We start from the raw sequence: 20,171 nt of genomic DNA on the forward strand, positions 1-20,171 counted from the left end.
GAGTTAACGTTAAGTACAAGGTTGTATTGTACACGTTGCAATTGCCTGCCACGCCGGAACAGGCTCTGCCCAGACAGTTGCGGATGCGCAATGCCGGGCTCCGTGCGGACGCCCGTAAGAAACTCCGAAGGAAACGATCATGACTGCGACGTCACTCAACCCCCTCGATGCGTCAGCATTCGCCGGCGCCGGCCCCCAAACCGCCGCCGCAACCGCCTCGGTACGCGTCACCCTGCGCCCGGACGGCCCGCACCCCATCAGCACCGACCTGTGGGGCATCTTCTTCGAGGACATCAGCTCCTCGGCGGACGGCGGCCTCGCCAGCGAACTCGTGCGCAACGGTTCGTTCGAATTCTCCCGACGCGATGGCGACTCCTGGGGACCGTTCACCGGCTGGACCAAGGTCGTGCCGGACGGGTCCGCCGCCGCCTTCGCCATCAGCACGCGCAACCCGGTCGCCCGGGAGAACCCGCACCACGTGGTTGCGGAGATCGCCGCCGCACCGGCCTATCTGGACAACTCCGGCTACGACGGCGTGACATTCACCGCGGGGGAGCGCTACGCATTCTCCGTGTGGGCCAAGGCGGAACCGGGGCTCGACGGCGAGGCGCCGCGGCCCATGCCCATCGAGATCGTGCTGCTCGACGACTCCGGACGCGATGCGGGTTCGGCGCGCATCACCGTCGATCCCGTCGCTCCCGGCGATTCGGATGCCGACGGCGTGACGGACGGGGTTGCCGACAACCCCGGCTGGCGGCGGCTGACCGCCGAACTCACCGCCACGGCCGATGCGCAATCCGGCCGCATCCGTCTCGCCTTCCGCCGGCCCGGCGTGGTGGCGCTCGACTTCGTCTCCCTCGAACTCGTCCGCACCAGCCACGGACTCAAGCACATGCGCGCCGATCTGGTGGATGCGCTCGCGGATCTGCACCCCCGATTCATGCGCTTCCCCGGCGGCTGCGTGGCCCACGGCGGCATACCGGACAATATGTACCGATGGAAGGACTCGGTCGGCCCGGTCGAACACCGCCGGCAGGACTACAACCTGTGGGGGTACCACCAGTCCAAGCGCCTCGGCTACATGGAATACCTCGAACTGTGCGAGGCGCTCGGCATGGAACCGCTGCCGGTGCTCGCCGCCGGCGTGTGCTGTCAGAACGCGGACGGCGGGCCCATCCCCATCGCCGCAAGTGAGATGGACGACTACATCCGCGACGTGCTCGACCTCATCGATTTCTGCAACGGCGACGCCACCACTGAGTGGGGAGCCAAGCGCATCGCATGGGGGCACCCCGAACCGTTCGGGCTCCGGTATCTCGGCATCGGCAACGAGGACAGGATCGACGCCGTGTTCGAAAGCCGCTTCGGGCGCATCTTCGAGGCCGTGCGCCGCGAGCATCCGGAGATCACCGTCGTCGGCACGGTCGGCCCCGCCCCCTTCGGCGCCGACTACGACGAAGGCTGGCGCTACGCCACCGAGCTCGGCGTGCCGATCGTGGACGAGCATTCCTATCAGGCTCCCTCATGGTGGTTCAAGCATCTCGACCACTACGACCATGCGAACCGGCTCGGCCCCAAGGTGTATCTGGGCGAATACGGCTCGTGGGGAACTACGTTGCTCAACGCACTGTCCGAAGCGGCGATCATGGGGCGCATGGAACGCAACGGCGATGTGGTGCGCATGGCCTCCTACGCGCCGCTGCTGTGCAAGAACGGGCACAACGGGTGGGATCCGAACCTCATCTACTTCGACAACGGGCATGTGTACCGCACGTACAGCTACTGGGTGCAGCGCATGTTCGGCGCCACGCCGGCGGACCGTGCGCTGCCGGTGGACGTGGACGGGGACACGGTCTATGCGCGTCCGGAGGCGCCGCTCGCCGGCGTGGCGTTCGGCGGAGCGTCGGCCGCGCGCGTGCACGACATCGTGCTCACCGACGCGAGTGGCGCGGAACATGCGATCGGCGACGTGGAGACCGGCTCCGGGGTTTCCGGCGCGGCAGCCTACGAGGACTGCGGCGTGCACGTGGATGCCGCCGGGTATGCGTTGCGGTTCACCGTCGACTACCGTGGCAGCAAGGGCTACTGGGACAACCTGTCCGTGAGATTCGGCGATGTGACCGGCCCCGACCACTACGAGTTCCGTCTCGGTCAGCGCAACACGAATCTGGTGGTCGTCAACGACGGGTTCACCTCCGGATACGCCGACCCGACGCCCTATCCGTCCGGTGCGCCGCTCAAGCCGGGCGATACGCTGCACGTGGAGATCGCCGTGGAACGGGAAAGCCGCCACGTCACCGTGCGCGTGAACGGCTGCATCGTGGCCGATGCCCGCGAAGACGGCGCGGGGGAAATCCGTCGCGCGGTCACCGTGGCGCGCAGCGAGCGCGATCATGTGACCTACATCCGCGTGGTCAACGCCATGGACAGTGCCGTGAACGTGGACCTCACGGCCGTACTGGACGAGCTCGGTGCGTCCGGCGGCAAACCTGCGCTGGCCGCCGTTGCGGCGACCTTCCTGACCGGTGAGCCCCATGCCGGTGCCAAGGGCGAGGCCGCTCCCACCGAACCGCGACGCATCACGGTTGATCTGACGGATGGCGTGTATGCGGCGCCCGCATGGTCGTTCACCGTGCTGGAGGTGCGCTGACGATGTACCATGGGCGCAAACCGGCGTTCCGGGCGGAAGGAGGATCGCAGTGAAGCGTTTCGCCGTCGGATACGAATACATCTGCCGCATCATCCTCATGATGCTGGTGGTCAACGTGGCGTTCGCCGTGCACACGCTGCTCGGTCTGGTGCTCGGCGGGCTGTTCCCGTCCGTCGCCGCCAGCTACGCCACCTACCGGTCCTGGCTCATCGACGTCGAGGACCGCTCGTGGAGCGTCAAGCGCACATGGCTCACCTTCCACCGTGCGTGGCGCGAGGAGCTCGGGCCAGCCAACCTGTTCGGCTGGCCGCAATTCTTGGTGTGGGCGCTGCTGGTGTGGGAATACTGGTTCGTGCAGCACAACGACCTCGGTCCCGTGGGGTACGGCGTCTCCGGGGCGCTGCTGGTGATCAACGTCATCTACGGACTGTTCGTGTTTGTCAGCTGGGCGGTGCACGTGAACTTCGCGGAAGGGCCCGTATGGGTGTTGCGCACGTCGCTGACCATGGTGATCGCCCGTCCGCTGTGCAGCTTCATGGTGCTGTGCCTGTTCGTCATCACCGTGTGGGCGTACGTCCAGTGGCCCGGCCTGTTCGTGGCGCTGGGCGTGGCAGTGCCGTCGTTCGCCACCATGATGGCCGTCTATTCGTGGGGACGGCTTCCCGGCATGGACGTGCACGTGCTCGAACCGGTCGAGAAGGATTCGCGCGGCGGCGAAGCGGCGCAAAATCGGCGGAAAGGTTGACCTTCGGTGGGCTACATAGTCGGCTGCCTGTGCGTACTTTCGATTTGTGTGGTGGTTTTCCGCCGATGCCGCAGGTAGCAATGGCGTCGTTCCGGCGTCAGTGCAATACGGTTATCCGGACGGTGTGCGAAAAACCACCACACAAATCGAAAATATAGAGGCACGGATCCCGCGCAGGACGAATTTACCGGTCAATTAGCCGTTGTTTCGCTTTGCGGACGGGATGGATAAGGTAAAGCCATGCTTGGTTACATCATTGGGGCGGACGGGCCGGTGCGTTACGACTACACCGGCAAGTTCGAGGCGCCTTCGCCGCGGTGGAGCCATGAGGATATGGGGCTTTCCGACTGGGAGCTCATCGTGATGACCGAGGGGACCCTGTACCTGAGCTATCTGGGGTCGGAGCATACGGTAGGGCCGGGCGGTTACCTGCTGCTGCCGCCCAGCGAGAACGGCCGACGCGTGGGGTTCCGCCCGTCGCGGTGCAGTTTCTACTGGATGCATTTCCGCACGGACGACCGGACGGTGCGCGAAGTCGACCTCACGGCGGGCGGCGGGTCGGGCGATCGGCATGCGCTGCGACTGCCACGGTCGGGCGTTCTTCCGGATGCGGAGCGGCTTCTCGTGCTCATGCGTCAGCTTCAGGACGCCGTCCGGTCGGGCTACGAGCGCTTCATGCTCGACTATCTGGCCACCGGCGTACTGTGCGAGCTGTACCATCAGACCCTTCAGGGCGCGGCATCGCCCGACCCGGACATCCTCGACCGGTCCAGACGGCAGCTCTATTACGACATCGTGGATTACGTGAACCTCAACCTTGCGCGCAACCTCAAGGCGCAGGACGTGGCGCGGCATTTCGGGTACAACCCCAAATACCTCTCGCAGCTGTTCCGCGCACTCGCCGGCGTGACGCTGCGGGCGTTCATCGTCTCCCGGCGCATCGACAGGGCCAACTATCTACTCACCGACTCCAACGACACCGTGGGTGAGGTGGCGGCCATGCTCGGTTACCGCGACGCCCACCACTTCATGCGTACGTACAAGGCCGCCACCGGCATGACGCCCACCCAGTACCGCAACGCCTACGCCAAGCGGATGCTATTCCATCGCTGAACTTGCAAAGACCTGACCTTTTGGCACCCAAACAGGACTTCGTCCATCGCATGCCGCGCACTTGCGGGCGTACAGTATGGATATCGTTAACTGCTCTCATATACAAGGATGTGTAACAATGGACAAGGCGAGGTTCAGCAGGCCGGTCGACCTGCACAGCGTGACCGTAACCGACGCATTCTGGCACCGCGAGCAGGAGCTCGTGCGCACCGAGGTCATCCCCTACCAGTGGGAGGCGCTCAACGACCGCGTGCCCGGCGCCGATCCGAGTTTCTGCATGCACAATTTCCGGGCCGCCGCACGCCTGAAGGAGCGCGAGGGCGAGCAGGGCAAGTCGTTCGAGGCGCCCGCCTACTCCTATCGCGGGTTCAACGCGCTGCCCGAGGACCCGGCCCACCCGGACCCGGATGCGTTCTACGGCTTCGTGTTCCAGGACACCGACTTCTCCAAGTGGATCGAGGCGGTCGGCTACTCGCTGGTCAACCACCCGGACCCGGAACTCGAAAAGATCGCGGACGGGGCCATCGACATCGTGTGCGCGGCCCAGCTGGACAACGGCTATCTGGACACCTACTACATCTTCAATGGCATGGACCGCGCGTTCCACTGCCTGCGCTGGCACCACGAGCTGTACTGTCTGGGCCACCTCATCGAAGGCGCGATCGCCTACTGGCAGGGCACCGGCAAGGACAAGCTGCTCAGGGCCGCCGAGCGCTTCGCCGACTACGTAGCCGACTACTTCGGCCCGGACGAGGGCCAATGCAAGGGATACCCTGGCCACGAGATCGCGGAGATGGCGCTTGTGCGGCTCTACGAGGCTACCGGCAACGGGAAATACCTGAAGCTCGCCAAGTTCTTCGTTGACGAGCGCGGCACCGAACCCAACTACTTCGACTACGAAGGTGAGCGCGACCGCCGCGACCATTACAACGACACGAACTGGACGTTCGAGAAGTCCTACGCCCAGGCCCACAAGCCCGTGCGCGAGCAGCGCGAGGCCGTGGGGCATGCCGTGCGCGCCGGCTACCTCTACTCCGGCATGGCGGACGTGGCCCGCGAAACCGAGGACGGCACGCTGTACGACGCCTGCCGCACCCTGTGGCGCAACATCGTGGACAGGAAGCTGTACGTCACCGGCGGCATCGGCGGCACGCACGAGGGCGAGGCGTTCTCCTACGACTACGATCTTCCCAACGACACCGCCTACTCGGAGACCTGCGCGGCCATTGCGCTCGCGTTCTTCGCCCGCCGCATGCTGCAGATCGAAGCCAAGTCCGAATACGGCGACGTGATGGAGCAGGCCCTGTACAATACCGTGCTCGCCGGCATGGCGCTGGATGGCAAAAGCTTCTTCTACGTCAACCCGCTTGAGGTGAACCCTACGGCCTGCGCGAAGGACAAGCGGCTCGGGCATGTGAAGCCCGTGCGCCAGAAGTGGTTCGGTTGCGCCTGCTGCCCGCCGAACATCGCGCGCATCGTCAGCTCGATAGGGGAGTACGCGTTCACCGCGAACAACGACACGCTTTTCGTGCACCTGTATGCGGGAGGGCGCGTGACTGCGGCGTTCGGTGAGGGCGGCGATCGCGGCCGGCTCACGCTCGAAGGCACGAGCGAGGTCCCGTGGGGCGGCAAGGTTTCCTACACCGTGCACGCGGCCGGCGACCCGGTCCACGCCACGATCGCCTTCCGCATCCCCGGGTGGACCGTGCCGAGCGGCGTTGCGGTGAGCGTGGACGGCGTGACGGCGACCGGCGTGACGGCGGCAGTGCTGCCCGGCGCGTTCGGCGCGGCAGGCGCGACCAGCAAGAGCGCCGAGGTGCGCGACGGCTACCTGTACCTGACCGGCGACTGGTCCGACGGCGAGACGGTCTCCTTCGACTTCCCGATGCCGGTGCGCGCCAAGCGGGCCAACCCGCAGGTGCGCGAGGACATGGGCAAGGTGGCGTTCGTGCGCGGACCGATCACGTTCTGCGCCGAACAGGCGGACAACGGGGCGAACCTGCAGCTCGACCGCGTGGACTTCGCCCGCGCCGGCTACGACCTGCACGGCGTGGAGGTGCGGCATACGGGCGAGGCGTCCGGCTTCCCGGGCTTCCCGATCGTGGAGCTCGCCGTGCCCGCCCTGCGCCTGACGGACGACGGCCTTGCCTCGGGCGAGCGCTTGTACGCCGACTGGGCGCCGGAAACGGAGACGCCCGTCACACTCACACTGATTCCCTACTTCACGTGGGCCAACCGCGGCGAAGGCGAAATGAGCGTGTGGCTGCGGCATTAGGCAAGAGCCCGGAAAGCAAATTTGCGATAATGCGCATCCTGCGGCCGCCAGAGGCCTTGCAGGATGCGCATTATCGCAAATCTGTGGTTGTGCGCAGGTGTGCGCAGGTGCGCACAGCGGCTCAGACGCGGGTGAGCTTGCGGTGCAGGCGGTGCGGGCGGGCCGCATCCTCGCCGAGGCGCGCGACCTTGTTCTCCTGATACGCCTGGAAGTTGCCCTCGAACCAGTACCACTTGGCCGGGTTCTCGTCATCGCCCTCCCACGCGAGGATGTGCGTGGCGACGCGGTCCAGGAACCAACGGTCGTGGGAGATCACCACCGCGCAGCCCGGGAACTCGAGTAGCGCGTTCTCCAGCGATTCCAGGGTCTCCACGTCAAGGTCGTTGGTGGGCTCGTCGAGCAGCAGCAGGTTGCCGCCCTGCTTGAGGGTCAGAGCCAGGTTGAGGCGGTTGCGCTCGCCGCCGGAGAGCATGCTGGTGAGCTTCTGCTGGTCGGAGCCCTTGAAGCCGAAGCTGGCCACGTAGGCGCGGGTCGGCACCTCCACGCCAGCCACCTCGATGAAGTCGAGGCCGCCGGAGACCGCCTCCCACAGGTTCTTGTTCGGATCGAGGCCTGCGCGGTTCTGGTCCACGTAGCTGATCTTCACCGTGTCGCCGACCTTCAGCTCGCCGCTGGTGAGCGGCTCGAGGCCCACGATCGTCTTGAACAGGGTGGACTTGCCCACGCCGTTCGGGCCGATCACGCCCACGATGCCGTTGCGCGGCAGCGTGAAGGACAGGTCGTCGATGAGTACGCGGTCGCCGAACGCCTTGTGGATGTGCTCGGCCTCCAGCACCAGCGAGCCCAGACGCGGACCGGCCGGGATCTGGATCTCGGAGAAGTCGAGCTTCTTGTTGTTGCGCGCCTCGTTCTCCATCTGGTCGTAGCGCTCCAGACGGGCCTTGTTCTTGGCCTGACGGGCCTTGGGCGAGGAACGCACCCAGTCGAGCTCGTTCTTGAGGCGCTTGGCGAGCTTGGCGTCCTTGGCGCCCTGGATCTCCAGACGCTTCGCCTTGGTCTCCAGATACGTGGAGTAGTTGCCCTTGTACGGGTACAGGTGGCCGCGGTCCACCTCGCAGATCCACTCGGCCACGTTGTCCATGAAGTAGCGGTCGTGGGTGACGGCGATCACGGCGCCCTTGTACTGGTGCAGGAACTGCTCCAGCCACAGGATCGACTCGGCGTCCAGATGGTTGGTGGGCTCGTCGAGCAGCAGCAGGTCCGGGGCCTCGAGCAGCAGCTTGCACAGGGCCACGCGGCGGCGCTCGCCACCGGAGCACACGTTGACCGGCGTGTCCGGGTCGGGGCACTGCAGCGCGTCCATGGCCTGCTCGAGCTGCGAGTCGAGGTCCCAGCCGTTGGCCGCGTCGATCTCCGTCTGCAGCTTGCCCATCTCGTCCATCAGCGCGTCGAAGTCGGCGTCCGGGTTCGCCATCTCCTCGCCGATCTGGTTGTAGCGGGCCACCTTGTCCGCGATGGGCCCGAACGCCATCTTGATGTTCTCGCCCACGGTCTTGGTGTCGTCCAGCGGCGGCTCCTGCTGCAGGATGCCGACCGTGAAGCCCGGCGTCAGGGTCGCCTCGCCGTTGGACACGGTCTCGATGCCGGCCATGATCTTGAGCAGCGTGGACTTGCCCATGCCGTTGGGGCCCACCACGCCGATCTTCGCGCCGGGCAGGAAGCTGAGCGTCACGTCGTCGAGGATCACGCGATCGCCGTAGGCCTTTCGGGCCTTGATCATTTGGAAGATGAACTCTGCCACTTGCAGTTACTCCTTAACAAAGATTGCAATTCCGCCGTTTCTTTAGTTTGTTCGTGCCGACCGTTCCGTGCGGTACCTGTCCGCATAGCGATCGGTTTTGTGCCAAACCACCGCCCACCATGGTAACGGAAGGGCTGGAATGGGCGGGTCTGCGGGTGGTCGTGGCGACGAGCGGCACGGGTGCGTCGGTCATTCCCCGGCGCCGATGGCGCGCAGCACGTTGACCATCTCGATGGCGCCGAGCGCACAGTCGAAGCCCTTGTTGCCGGCCTTGGTGCCTGCGCGTTCGATGGCCTGCTCGATGTTCTCGGTGGTGATCACCCCGAAGAGCACCGGGATGTCGGCGTTCAGCGACACCTGTGCGATGCCCTTCGCGGTCTCGTTGCACACGAGGTCGTAGTGGGAGGTGGATCCGCGGATGATTGCGCCGAGGCAGATCACCGCGTCGTAGCGGCCGGTCGCCGCCATGCGCTTGGCCGCGATCGGGATCTCGAACGAGCCGGGCACCCACGCCACGTCGACGTTTCCGTCGGCCACGCCGTGACGGCGCAGGCCGTCCTGCGCGCCGGACAGCAGCTTCGAGGTGATGAACTCGTTGAAACGTGCCGCGACGATGCCGATGCGGATCGGTGCGGCCGCCTCGTTTCCGGTACGGGTGGCGGCGTTCGCAACCAGTTGGCCTTCGAATACGGTCATGTCAGTTCTCCTTGATCTGTGCGGTTTCGGTTGCCGGGACGCCCAGCAGGTGCCCCATGCGGTGCTGTTTGGTGGACAGATAGCCTGCGTCGAACGCGTTCGGCGGGATGACGATCGGCACGCGGGAGGCGACGGTGATGCCGGCGCGCTCCAGCTGGCCGATCTTGTCCGGGTTGTTCGTCATCAGGTCGACGGACGCGATGCCGAGATCGCGCAGCATGGCCGCCGCCGTGCCGTACTCGCGCGCGTCGGCGGGGAAGCCGAGCTTCAGGTTCGCGTCGAGCGTGTCGAGACCCTGCTCCTGCAGCTCGTAGGTGCGCAGCTTGTTGAGCAACCCTATGCCGCGACCCTCCTGACCGAGGTAGAGGATCACGCCTCGGCCGGCGTCGGCCACGTGACGCATCGCCTTGCGCAGCTGGGGGCCGCAGTCGCAGCGCCGGGAGCCGAACACGTCGCCGGTCATGCACTGCGAGTGGATGCGGCACAGCACGGGCGGCAGCGTGGCTCCCGCGGCTTCCGCGGTTTCCTCGGTCCGTGCGCCGGCCATCGCGGCGAGGATGTCATGCCCCATCACCAGTGCAACATGTTCGCCGCCGTCGGATTCGTAGCCGACCATCGTGAACCGGCCGCAGTCGGTGGGCAGGTCCACCTTCGCCACGCGCCGCACCGTGCGCGGGAATGAGTGCGTACGACGGTACTCCTGCAGCTGCGCGACGGTGATGTACGCAAGGCCGTGCTCGGCGGCGAACCGTTCGAGATCGGCGCGTCGCATCATCGTGCCGTCATCCTTCATCATCTCGCAGCACAGGCCGCACGGCTCCAGCCCGGCCAGCCTCGCCAGATCGACGGTCGCCTCGGTGTGCCCGTTGCGTTCCAGCACGCCGCCCGGCCGCGCCACCAGCGGGAACATGTGGCCGGGGCGGCGGAAATCCTCCGGCCGCGCGTCCGGGTCGACGCAGGCCATCGCGGTCAGGGAACGATCGCGCGCGCTGATGCCGGTGGACGTGTCCGCGTGGTCGATGGACACGGTGAACGCCGTGCGGTGGTTGTCCGTGTTCGCGGAGACCATCGGCGTCAGGTCGAGCTGCGACGCCAGCTCGGTGCTCATCGGCGTGCAGATGAGGCCTTTGCCGTGTGAGGCCATGAAGGCGATGTTGCTCGGCGTGGCATGGCGTGCGGCGCAGATGAGGTCGCCCTCGTTCTCGCGTCCCTCGTCGTCCGCCACGACGACGATGCGGCCCGCCCGGATGTCGCGGATCGCGCGTGCCACTGCTTGGTCGGTGTTCGGTGAGGTCATGTGTTGTCCTTAGGTTTTGAGCGGAGGAAGTTTGCCTGTCAGAATCCGTGCCTGACGAGAAAATCAGCGGTGATCGCCCGGGAACCGCCGGGACCGTCCCCGCAGCGGTCTCCGCCGCGCGACGGCGGCATTGCGAGCAGCCGGTCCACGTATTTCGCGATCGGATCGGTTTCGAGGTTGACGATGCTCCCGACCCCGCGTTCGGCAAACGCCGTATGCGAGACGGTGTGCGGAATGAGGGACACGGCGAATGCGCCTTCCGCCACGGACGTCACCGTCAGACTGACGCCCTCGACGGCGATCGACCCCTTCGGCGCAATGAACCGCATGAGTTCGTACGGCGCGCGGATCGCAAGGACCTTCGCGATGCCGTCGGGCGTGATCGACTCGATCGCACCGGTGCCGTCGATGTGTCCGGAGACGATGTGCCCGGAGAACCGGCCGTCGGCGGGCATCGCGCGTTCCACGTTCACACGGTCGCCTCGCGCGAGCATGCCCAGGGAGGAACGACGCAGCGTCTCGTGCATCACGTCGGCGGTGAACGCCGTTCCGCGCACGGCCGTCACGGTCAGGCACATGCCGTTGACGGCGATGCTTTCGCCGATGACCGTACGGTCGGTCACCGCCACCGGGGAATCCACGGTCAGGCGCGCGGAATCGGCGCCGCGATCCAGCCGGACGACCGTGCCCAGATCCTCAACGATTCCCGTGAACATATTCGACGCCTCCCTCGATGACGATGTCGTCGCCCACCATGGCGGCGGTGCGGCCGATGATGCGGAATGCGTCGCCGGGAGCCATGACGCCCTCGCCGCCCACCGGACCGGGGGCGTTCCGCCCGCCGAACAGCTTCGGCGCGACGTAGGCGCTCACCTTGGACACCACGCGGTCGCGCAGCGCCGACCACGCCAGTGCGCCGCCGCCCTCGATCATCACGCTGTCCAGACCGCGATCGCCGAGCGCCTTCACGATCCCGGCGACGCTCACATGGCCGTCGCCGCCGGTGTCCGTGTGCAGGATTTCGCATCCGGCATCGCGGTAGGGGCGCGTGCGGCTCTCGTCGTCGACCGCCGTGGCGATGATCGTCGGCGTCTCGTGCGCGGTGGCGACGAGCGCCGCGCCGATCGGCGTGCGCAGGCGGGTGTCGCACACCACGCGGACCGGATTGTGCCCGCCCGGAATGCGGCAGGTGAGCTGCGGATCGTCGGCCAGCACGGTACCCACGCCAACCATGATCGAGGCGAATCTGCCGCGATCCTCATGCACGCGGCGGCGCGCCCCCTCGCCGGTGATCCAACGGGAGAGACCGACGGAGGTGGCGATGCGGCCGTCCAGCGTCATCGCATATTTCAGCATGACGAACGGCGTGCGCGCGGTGATGGCATGCAAGAAGATCTCGTTGAGCCGGTCGCATTCGGCTCTGAGCACGCCCTCGGCGACCTCGATGCCCGCGGCGCGCAGCTGACGCACGCCCTTGCCTGCGACCAGAGGATTCGGATCGGGCGAGCCGACCACCACGCGGGCGAGTCCCGCATCGATGAGCGCCTGCGAACACGGCGGCTGCTTGCCGGTGTGGCAGCAGGGCTCCAGCGTGACGTAGGCGGTGGCGCCCCGAACGTCGACGCCCGCCCGTTTCGCGGCCTCGAGTGCGGCGCGCTCGGCGTGCCAGCCGCCGAAATGATCGTGATGGCCTGTGGCGACGATCGTGCCATTGCGCACGATGACCGCGCCCACCATCGGATTCGGGTTGACCTTGCCCGCTCCGAGCCGTGCGTGGCGCAGCGCCACGGACATGAAGTCCCTATCGTCCATGAGTCTCCTTTCCGTGCGATAGGGCATGTCCAGGGGTTCATGGGAAGGCTGGCGCAAGGGCATGCCAAGCAACGCACCGCCATCGTGCGGCCCCGGAAACGCGAAAGCCCTGGATTCCGGAAGAGAATGCCAGGGCGTCGTCAAAGGGGCCGCGCAAGGGCATGCCGATGCATGCGCACGCTCGCGCCGCCGCAACTTCTTCCATCCAGACTATGACTGTCGGTACCGGAATCGCACCGGTTCGGCCCCTCGATCGCTCGCGGGGCTCGCGGACTGTACCGCCGATCGGGAATTTCACCCTGCCCTGAAGATGCTTGTTCAATTAGCGAGTCCAGAACGTACATGGCCGGTGGGACATGCGCATCCGTCGATCTCGGAATGCGGACCGTTGCCGTGCCGGAAGGCGATGGGCATCCACGATGGGGTGAGTCATGACGGAGGAAACGGCAGAGGGATGTGACCGACATGTCGTCTGTCTGGACAAAGGAGCGAGGAACATGGTCACTGCGAACAGGAGTCGCGTCGTCGTCGTGGGAACGGGCAGCGTCGGGGCGGCGGTGTCGAGCGCCATCGTGCAGCAGGGGCTGTGCAACGAGCTGGTGCTCATCAACCACAATCCCGCCAAGGCCAAGGGACTCGCCATGGATCTGGCCGACGGCTCCGAATTCCTGAACCGGTTCGTCACGATCCGGGCCGGCGGCTGGCAGGACTGCCGCAACGCGGACGTGGCGATCATCGCCGCCGGCCCGAAGCCCAAGCCAGGCGAGACGCGCATGCAGGAGCTGGGCGCAGCCATCGACATCGTCGACCCGATTCTGCGCAACATCACGGCCTCGGGGTTCGACGGGATTCTCATCATGGTCTCGAACCCGGTCGACGTGCTCAGCTGGTTCGCATGGCGGCGCACCGGGCTGCCCCGCGCGCAGGTGCTGGGTTCGGGCGCCGCGCTGGACACGTCGCGCATGAAGACGATCATCGGCGAGACGACGCGCCTCGATCCGCGTCTGGTCTCCGGCTACGTGATCGGCGAGCACGGGGACACGCAGTTCGTGCCGTGGTCCACCGTCTCGTTCATCGGCAAGTCGTTTGCGCAGTATCTGGAAGACAACCGCTCGCGCTACCCGGGCGTCACGCTCGCCGGCATCGAGGAGGAGACCCGACGCCGGGGCCTCGACATCAAGGGGCTGCGCGGCGGCACCAGCTACGGCATCGCTGCCACGGTGGCCGGTCTGGTGCGCATGATCCTATGGAACGAGCGCGGCGTCGTGTCCGTGTCCACGCTGATCGACGGCGAGTACGAATACGGCGAGCACGACGTGTTCCTGTCCCTGCCGGTCGCGCTCGACGGCAACGGCGTGGGCGATTTCGTCGACCTGCATCTGAGCGGCGAGGAACTGGCGAGATTCCATGCTTCTGCCGCCGTGGTACGCGAACACTGCGCGCTCATCGCCGGGCGGCTGTGACGGACTGCACTTCGGTTGCGGCTATGCTCGCTGGACGGGCCGGGCCGCCGTATCGTGTTGCTCATCGCGGTGCCGCGCGGCACCGTTCTGTCGAGAGCGTCGACGGCGGATCTGTCTGCGCCGAGCGGCGGAGCGGCCTGTGCTGGCGTCGTTGGCACAAGGTTTCTACGTAGCTTTGTGTGCGGCAATGCGGCGTTGCCGGTTGGATGGCGTAGTGCGCTGCCGTGGCGGTCCGCATTTTCCGAGTTGTGCGGTCGGCTCTCCCTGTTGCCCCGGATAGCGCCCTTGGAATAATGCCGGAATGACAGGCGATCTACAAGGGCTGCCCTGCGAAATCGACTGCACAACTCGGGAATAGGAAACTACATGGCCGTCCGTGGGGCGGTCCGGGCGGCCGCGGCGGCCCGTCCGGCGGCCTTTTGGGGTTGGAACGGCGGATATTTTCGATTCGTGTGGTGGTTGCTCCGCTCTGCCGCGGATAACGCTGCCGGAATGATGCCGGAATGGCGGGCGGTGTACTCGGCCCGCCCGGTGAAAACCACCACACGAATCGAAAATATGGAACGGCATGGCCTGCGCTGGCGCGGTCCGGGTGGCTGCGGGGCCTGTCCGGTGGCCTTTCGCGGTCGTTGAGGCGACGGAATGGCTGGGAATGCCCTCACCGGAAAGTCGCCGCGAGCGCGGGACGCAGCTGACGCGGATCCAGCATGCGCCGGCGCGTGGTCACCAGCATGCAGACCGCGGTGCCGGCCAGCCACCACACGAACAGCGTGACGAACGGTGCCGCCGTGACTGCGGAACCGGTGACGACGGCCCGCATGATCATGGTGGCGGCATGGGTGGGCAGCATCGGTGCGATGCCGGACAGCCAGCCGGGAATCGTGGAGACCACGCCGGTCGCCACGGTCAGCGCCATGACCATCATGGATGCGACGTGCCCGCCCCGGGCGAAGCTGCCGACCAGCGCCTGATTGATCGCGCCGAACGTGAAGGCCGCGGCCAATGCCGTGGCCAGCAGTGCGATGCCCCTGCCGGCGTCGATGCCCAGCGCCGCCCATGCGATGATGCCGATGGCGGCGGCCCCCGTGATCGCCATGAGCGTACCGGGGACAATGGCCTTCAGCATCAGGCGCCACGTCGGTTCGCGTGAGGTGAGGATGTCCCGCGGCAGCGCACGTGTGAAGACATAGGTGGCCAAAGCCAGACCCCACAGCGCCAGAGAGGTCAGGAACGTGACCGACATGACGCCCACGGAAGGCGCCGAGGCTTCGATGCGGCTGGGCTGGGCCACGGTGTCCGCAAGCTTGGTGCGCGCATATTGGCTGAAGGTCGGGATCCGGCCGAGGGCATCGCCGAGCCCGTCGCTCAGCTGTCTGGCACCGTCGTCGAGCTTGCCCGCGCCGTCGGACAGCTGCGTGATGCCGGTGTCGAGCGCGGAGGCTCCGTCCGCGAGCTGCCGTGCGCCCGTCGCCGCAGAGGCGATGCCGGTCTGCAGCGCCGGCGCGGCATCCGCCAGCTGTCTGGCGCCGTCAGCCACCTGCCGGGAGCCATCGGCAAGTCGGTTCACGGCGTCCTTCGCGGAGACGATCGCCGCCCGTGCGCCGGATTTTGCGCCGTCGATGGCCGTGGCGGTCTCGTTCGCACGGGACAGCGCATCGTCGATGCCCCGGCACAGGTCGGACGGGGCTCCGCTGTCACGGCATTGCTTCGCCAGCGGCTGCAGCTGCCCGACGAGGTTCGCCGCGGATGGCGTGGCGTCGATGGCGGCGATCGCCTGATCGGCCGCAGGCGTTGCGGTGTCCGCGATCTGCCGGTTGCCGTCGGCCACCTGACCGGCGCCGTCGGCAAGTCGCTTCGTGGATTCGGGCAGCGCGGCGGTCTGCCGTGCCGCGTCCTCGAGGCCGTCGGCGAGCCGGTCGGAGCCGGTGACGAGTTTGCCGGAGCCGTCCGCCAGCCGGCCGATGCCGCCGAGCAGCTGCGTAGTGCCGTCGTGCAGGTCGGAAGCGCCGTCCGCGGCGGTGCCGATGCCGTCGTGCAAGGTGTTGAAGCTCGAATACACGTTTTCGAGGTAGGTGGTGAGGATCAGGTCGTCGAGTTCGGCGCGGACGCGGTTCGCGGACTGCACGCTGGAGGAGGGGTCGAGCACGCCGGCCGCGGAGGAGGTGCGCAGGTCGACCAGCCCCTGCGCCACCTTGCCGACGTCGCCCGTGGAGGTGGCTTCGGCGGAGGCGGAGACTTTTGCGGAGAAGTCCTTCGGAATGGTCACCGCCGCCGCATAGGTGCCGTTGGACAGGCCGTTTCGGGCGTCCTGCGCGTCCGTGAGCACCCACGTGTAGGCGGAGTCGTCGGCGTGGGTGAGTTCGGCGGCCAGCTGGCGGCCCAGCGGAAGGGTCTGGCCGTCCACGGTGACCGGTTCGTCGTTGTTGACGACGGCTGCCCTGGCCGTGCCGCGGACCGTGCCGGGCTGCAGGAACGCGGCCGTGCACAGGGCCATCATGATCACGGGGATGAGCACGATGGCCAGCCAGGTGCGCAGGGTGAGTCGCCTGCCGTCCTTCGAGACGGAGACGGGCGTGATCGACGCCTTCATGGATTCGGTGATCGCGGACATGGTGGCTCCTTCAACGGTTCGAGACGGTGCATCGCAACGGCGATGCGGTCAGCTACGGGGTTCGGGTGCGTTCAGAGACAGGATGCGAACGCCGTCGGCGGGCAGGATGTCGGACAGACGGCCGGCGTTCTGGCAGGTCAGTACGTAGGTGACGGGCGATCGGCCGGACGCGCGGTTCGCCATGAGGTCGCGCAGGCGGCTGCGTGCCGCGGGGTAGAGGATGGCGTCCGCGTCGTCAAGGAACACGATGCGGGCATGGTCGGCCAGGGCGCGGTCGACGGCGTCGAGCGGACCGGGTTCGTTCGCGCATCCGACCAGACAGACGGCCGAACGGATGGTGCGCACGTGCTGCGGCAACACCTGCCCCAGCACCTTGAGATCGCCGCGGAACGTGGTGACTCGGCCGGAAAGGGTGTACAGCAGCGCCGACTTGCCATGCACGCCCGCTCCCTCCACCACCAGCACGCCGCCTTCGGGAACGTGCAGCTCGAGGTTCTCGAACCGGGGCGTGCCGCGGTCGTCGTCCACGGTGAGATCGGCTGCGCTGATCGCCTCATGCGAGTCCGGCGACGGCCAGTCCCTGAGCCGCAGCTCCTGCGCCAGGCCGTCGCCCTCCGCGTCGAACACCGGCAGACGGCGGTCGACTGCGGCCGGCAGATGCCACGCGCGTTTGCCGAGCAGGGCGAGCACGGCCGGCACGAACGTGAGGCGGATCACGAATGCGTCGATGAACACGCCCACGGCGAGCGCGAACGCGATCGGCTTGATGGTGGCCGATCCCTCGGGAATGAACGCCGCGAACACGGCGAACATGATCGTTGCGGCGGCGACCACCACCTTGCTGGCGGCGGCGAATCCCTCCGTGATTGCGGCCCGGGCGTCGCCGTGATGCGCATAGTGCTCGCGGATGCGCGACACCAGGAACACCTCGTAGTCCATGGCCAGGCCGAACAGCACGCCCATGAGGATGATCGGCAGGAAGCTGATGACCGCGCCCACGCGCTGCACACCGATCAGATCCGCGCCGTGGCCGAGCTGGAACACCCACGAGGTGGCGCCGAACGCGGCCAGCACCGACAGGAGGTAGCCGACGGTCGCCTTGACCGGCACCCAGATTGAGCGGAACACCATGGCGAGCAGTACCAGCGACAGGCCGGCGACGAGCACGCCGAACGGCATCAGCGCGGCGCCGAGCTTGGCGGACACGTCGATGGCCACCGCGGTGATGCCGGTGACGGCCGTGGTCGTGTGGTACTTGGCGTTGAAGTACGCCTCCCGCTCGCGCAGGGTGTGCACGAGTTCCTCGGTGCTCGGATCGGTCGGGCTGGTCTGCGGCACGATCTGGATGATGCCCGTGTCGCCCTTCGGGTTGGGCGTGGCGAGCGGCACCGATTCCACGCCGGGGATGTCGCGGATCTCGTCGGCCAGATCGTTGACGAGGCCGATCGGATCGGTGCTTTCGATGATGTCCGCCGTGAGGATGAGCGGACCGTTGAAACCCGGGCCGAAATGGTCCGCGATCGCATCGTAGGCGCTGCGGGCCGGCGTGCCGGATTCCTCCACGCCGTTGTCCGGCAGCGCCAGACGCAGCTGCGCGGCGGGAACCGCCATCACGGCCAGGGCGACGACGATCGCCGCGACGGTGACCAGCGGCTTGGCGGTGACCGTGCGCACCCACAGGCGGGCGATCCGGTTGCCTTCGCCGCCGTCCGCATCGGCTTGGGCGGTGCGATCCGCGCGCTTGCGGCCTCTATTGCGCTTGCGATCCTTCGGGCGCAGCCGTTCCCCGGCGAACGCGAGCAGCGCCGGCACAAGCGTTTCCGCCACGGCCACGGCCACCGTCACGCCGAGAGATGCGGCAAGGCCCATCGTCGTCAGGAACGGGATGTCCGCGACCGCCAGCCCCAGCAGGGCGATCACCACCGTCAGACCGGCGAAGATCACCGCCGAGCCGGCCGTGGCGACCGAGCGCGCGATCGACTCCTCCACGTCGAGCCCCTGGGCCAGCTGATCGCGGTGGCGCGAAATGAGGAACAGCGCATAGTCGATGCCCACGGCCAGACCGAGCATCACCGCCAGCATGGGCGCGGTGGAGGAGACGGCTGCCCAAGCGGTGGCGGCGTAGATGGATGACACCGCCACGCCCACGCCGACGATCGCGGTGAACAGGGGCATGATCGCCGCGACCGCCGAACCGAACGTGAGCAGCAGCACCACGAGCGCGATGAGCAGGCCCACGCCCTCCGTGGGTGAGAGCGAGGGAATGGCGTTGCTGAACGCGCTGCCGCCCACGTGGACCCGGACGCCGTCCGCGAGCCGTGCCCGGAGTGCGTCCTGCAGACGGCTGCCGTCCTGCGCGATTCTCTCCTTGACGGCGGGGTCGAGCTCGTTGAAGGGGACGTCGAACTGGATGGCGACGATCGCGGCGCGGCCGTCTTCGGACACGGCGTCCTGTACCGTCTCGGAAAACGGGTCGGCGGCCAGCGCGACCTGATCGTAGCCGCTGATCCGCCTGGCCATGTCCCCCACGGCCTCGCGGGTCTGCGGAGCGTCGACGGAGACGCCCTCCGGCGTGACCACCACGATCTGCGCCGACGTGCCGGAAACCTCCGGGAACACGTGCTTGAGATGATCGAGCGCGTTCTGCGATTCGGAGCCGGGGATGGCGAATTCGTCGTTGGTGCCGTGGGACATCGATGCCATCGAGGTGACGGACAGGGCGAGGATGAGTAGCCACGTGACGAGCACGGGCCTGCGCTTGCGGGCCATGAGGCGGCCGAGCCGGTACAGAAGGGAGGACATGGTGGTTTCCTTGCGAAGGACATTGAGGGAAAGTGCGGGGTGCCGGGCTCCGGGCGTATGCGTGCGTTTCCCGCATGCGCATGCGGGAAAGCAGGAGGTGCGCGATACGGTCCGAGCTACCGTGACGGTCGTGCCGGTAGGGCGCGGGGAATTCATGCCGGTGGATGAATGCGCCAGCGGGAGGGCAGGGCGCGTCGGCGGGGCAGGGCGTGGCGGTAGGTCGGAATTCCGACGGTGTGGCGGGGTCTGACGGTTCGGCGGAATCCGTTCGGCATGGCCGGGGAGAAAGCGCTCGGTTCCGTCCGATCCGGCGGATAAGGCGAAATGCCAGACAAGGCGGTCGGTGCCGCCGGGATCCGGCCGGATCCGAGACTCCGCCCTATCGGGATGCTCCGGCCTGATGGGGGACTTCGGCCGGGAGCGGCGATTCCGGCCTCACGAGAGGCGCGAAACGGAACATCGGAGGACGGACGGGGCGGCGTGCGCTACTTGCCGGCGCGGTACCGTTCGGCTTCGGCGAGGTCGGTCTTCAGTGCGGCCGAAAGCTCGTCGAGCAGGGGCAGCCACTTGTCGGCCTGAACCGAACAGATGCGGCGCGTGGCGTCCTTGCTGATCGTGATGAGCCCCGCCTGCTCCAACAGCTTGATGTGATGGGAGACCGCCGTGCGCGACAGGGTCGACGAATCGGCCAGTTCGCCCACGGTCTGCGGCCCCTCGGCGACGAGCTGCACCAGCAGGTGCTGGCGGTTCGGGTCCTTGAGCGTCTCGAACAGGGGAATGCACTGGTTGAGGATCTCCAGGCTACGGATCGGCTCGTCGCAACGGTGATCCTGACCCATGGCGGTCATGCCGTCAGTGCTCATGCCGTCAGCGGCCATGGCGTCGCCTCCCTCCCGTTCGCATCCA

At 67.2% G+C, this 20,171-nt stretch carries 13 protein-coding genes and 1 riboswitch; of the genes, 5 read left to right on the forward strand and 8 right to left on the reverse strand.

Going from position 1 to position 20,171, the window contains the following annotated elements:
• The first annotated feature begins 139 nt into the window (after window positions 1-139).
• The 4 genes from AC1AZA_RS02580 (at window position 140) to AC1AZA_RS02595 (ending at window position 6,783) form a co-directional block, all read left to right on the forward strand.
• Window positions 140-2,650 (forward strand): alpha-L-arabinofuranosidase C-terminal domain-containing protein, encoded by a 2,511-nt coding sequence (locus AC1AZA_RS02580; protein ID WP_476513191.1) that lies wholly within the window; start codon window positions 140-142, stop codon window positions 2,648-2,650.
• 49 nt (window positions 2,651-2,699) lie between these two features.
• A complete protein-coding gene (locus AC1AZA_RS02585; RefSeq protein ID WP_476513192.1) occupies window positions 2,700-3,395 on the forward strand; it encodes a YesL family protein in 696 nt (231 codons plus the stop codon).
• Between the two features lie 240 nt (window positions 3,396-3,635).
• Window positions 3,636-4,508, forward strand: coding sequence for a helix-turn-helix domain-containing protein (locus AC1AZA_RS02590; protein WP_476513193.1), 873 nt, complete (start codon window positions 3,636-3,638; stop codon window positions 4,506-4,508).
• Window positions 4,509-4,626: 118 nt separating this feature from the next.
• Window positions 4,627-6,783, forward strand: coding sequence for a glycoside hydrolase family 127 protein (locus tag AC1AZA_RS02595; protein ID WP_476513194.1), 2,157 nt, complete (start codon window positions 4,627-4,629; stop codon window positions 6,781-6,783).
• A gap of 121 nt (window positions 6,784-6,904) precedes the next feature.
• Here AC1AZA_RS02595 and ettA read toward each other — a convergent pair whose 3' ends face one another.
• The 5 genes from ettA to ribD all read right to left on the reverse strand — a co-directional run bounded on the left by ettA (window position 6,905) and on the right by ribD (window position 12,389).
• Window positions 6,905-8,584, reverse strand: a complete 1,680-nt coding sequence (gene ettA, locus AC1AZA_RS02600; RefSeq protein ID WP_476513195.1) for an energy-dependent translational throttle protein EttA — start codon at window positions 8,582-8,584, stop codon at window positions 6,905-6,907.
• Window positions 8,585-8,773: 189 nt separating this feature from the next.
• Window positions 8,774-9,280, reverse strand: coding sequence for a 6,7-dimethyl-8-ribityllumazine synthase (gene ribH / locus AC1AZA_RS02605; RefSeq protein WP_476513196.1), 507 nt, complete (start codon window positions 9,278-9,280; stop codon window positions 8,774-8,776).
• Window position 9,281: 1 nt separating this feature from the next.
• The gene (ribB, locus tag AC1AZA_RS02610; RefSeq protein ID WP_476513197.1) at window positions 9,282-10,577 is read right to left on the reverse strand and encodes a 3,4-dihydroxy-2-butanone-4-phosphate synthase; all 1,296 of its coding nucleotides are present in this window, start codon (window positions 10,575-10,577) and stop codon (window positions 9,282-9,284) included.
• A 38-nt stretch (window positions 10,578-10,615) separates the two neighbouring features.
• The gene (locus tag AC1AZA_RS02615) at window positions 10,616-11,293 is read right to left on the reverse strand and encodes a riboflavin synthase (RefSeq protein ID WP_476513198.1); all 678 of its coding nucleotides are present in this window, start codon (window positions 11,291-11,293) and stop codon (window positions 10,616-10,618) included.
• Entirely contained in the window at window positions 11,274-12,389 is a 1,116-nt protein-coding gene (gene ribD / locus AC1AZA_RS02620; RefSeq protein WP_476513199.1) for a bifunctional diaminohydroxyphosphoribosylaminopyrimidine deaminase/5-amino-6-(5-phosphoribosylamino)uracil reductase RibD, read from the reverse strand. The genes AC1AZA_RS02615 and ribD overlap by 20 nt, the downstream gene beginning before the upstream one ends.
• 189 nt (window positions 12,390-12,578) lie before the next feature.
• Window positions 12,579-12,705, reverse strand: a riboswitch (FMN riboswitch).
• Window positions 12,706-12,886: 181 nt separating this feature from the next.
• On the opposite strand from ribD, the gene AC1AZA_RS02625 reads away from it, so the two are divergent.
• Entirely contained in the window at window positions 12,887-13,852 is a 966-nt protein-coding gene (locus AC1AZA_RS02625) for an L-lactate dehydrogenase (protein WP_476513200.1), read from the forward strand.
• Window positions 13,853-14,510: 658 nt separating this feature from the next.
• On the opposite strand, the gene AC1AZA_RS02630 is transcribed toward AC1AZA_RS02625, so the two are convergent.
• The 3 genes from AC1AZA_RS02630 to AC1AZA_RS02640 all read right to left on the reverse strand — a co-directional run bounded on the left by AC1AZA_RS02630 (window position 14,511) and on the right by AC1AZA_RS02640 (window position 20,143).
• The gene (locus tag AC1AZA_RS02630) at window positions 14,511-16,463 is read right to left on the reverse strand and encodes an ABC transporter permease (protein ID WP_476513201.1); all 1,953 of its coding nucleotides are present in this window, start codon (window positions 16,461-16,463) and stop codon (window positions 14,511-14,513) included.
• A 48-nt stretch (window positions 16,464-16,511) separates the two neighbouring features.
• Complete coding sequence (locus AC1AZA_RS02635) at window positions 16,512-19,265, reverse strand: MMPL family transporter (protein WP_476513202.1); 2,754 nt, start codon at window positions 19,263-19,265, stop codon at window positions 16,512-16,514.
• Between the two features lie 485 nt (window positions 19,266-19,750).
• Window positions 19,751-20,143: an ArsR/SmtB family transcription factor gene (locus AC1AZA_RS02640; protein WP_476513203.1), complete on the reverse strand. Its 393-nt coding sequence runs from the start codon at window positions 20,141-20,143 to the stop codon at window positions 19,751-19,753.
• Between the last annotated feature and the right edge of the window lie 28 nt (window positions 20,144-20,171).

It is taken from the genome of Bifidobacterium sp. LH_389 (genome assembly GCF_056357235.1).

Bases quoted from the DNA above. Each gene is read 5' to 3' on its own strand.
- ribB (WP_476513197.1), bottom strand. From the start codon at position 10,577: ATGACCTCACCGAACACCGACCAAGCAGTGGCACGCGCGATCCGCGAC.
- AC1AZA_RS02615 (WP_476513198.1), bottom strand. From the start codon at position 11,293: ATGTTCACGGGAATCGTTGAGGATCTGGGCACGGTCGTCCGGCTGGAT.
- ribD (WP_476513199.1), bottom strand. From the start codon at position 12,389: ATGGACGATAGGGACTTCATGTCCGTGGCGCTGCGCCACGCACGGCTC.
- AC1AZA_RS02625 (WP_476513200.1), top strand. From the start codon at position 12,887: ATGGTCACTGCGAACAGGAGTCGCGTCGTCGTCGTGGGAACGGGCAGC.
- AC1AZA_RS02640 (WP_476513203.1), bottom strand. From the start codon at position 20,143: ATGGCCGCTGACGGCATGAGCACTGACGGCATGACCGCCATGGGTCAG.
- AC1AZA_RS02590 (WP_476513193.1), top strand. From the start codon at position 3,636: ATGCTTGGTTACATCATTGGGGCGGACGGGCCGGTGCGTTACGACTAC.
- AC1AZA_RS02635 (WP_476513202.1), bottom strand. From the start codon at position 19,265: ATGTCCTCCCTTCTGTACCGGCTCGGCCGCCTCATGGCCCGCAAGCGC.
- AC1AZA_RS02580 (WP_476513191.1), top strand. From the start codon at position 140: ATGACTGCGACGTCACTCAACCCCCTCGATGCGTCAGCATTCGCCGGC.
- AC1AZA_RS02595 (WP_476513194.1), top strand. From the start codon at position 4,627: ATGGACAAGGCGAGGTTCAGCAGGCCGGTCGACCTGCACAGCGTGACC.
- ribH (WP_476513196.1), bottom strand. From the start codon at position 9,280: ATGACCGTATTCGAAGGCCAACTGGTTGCGAACGCCGCCACCCGTACC.
- AC1AZA_RS02630 (WP_476513201.1), bottom strand. From the start codon at position 16,463: ATGTCCGCGATCACCGAATCCATGAAGGCGTCGATCACGCCCGTCTCC.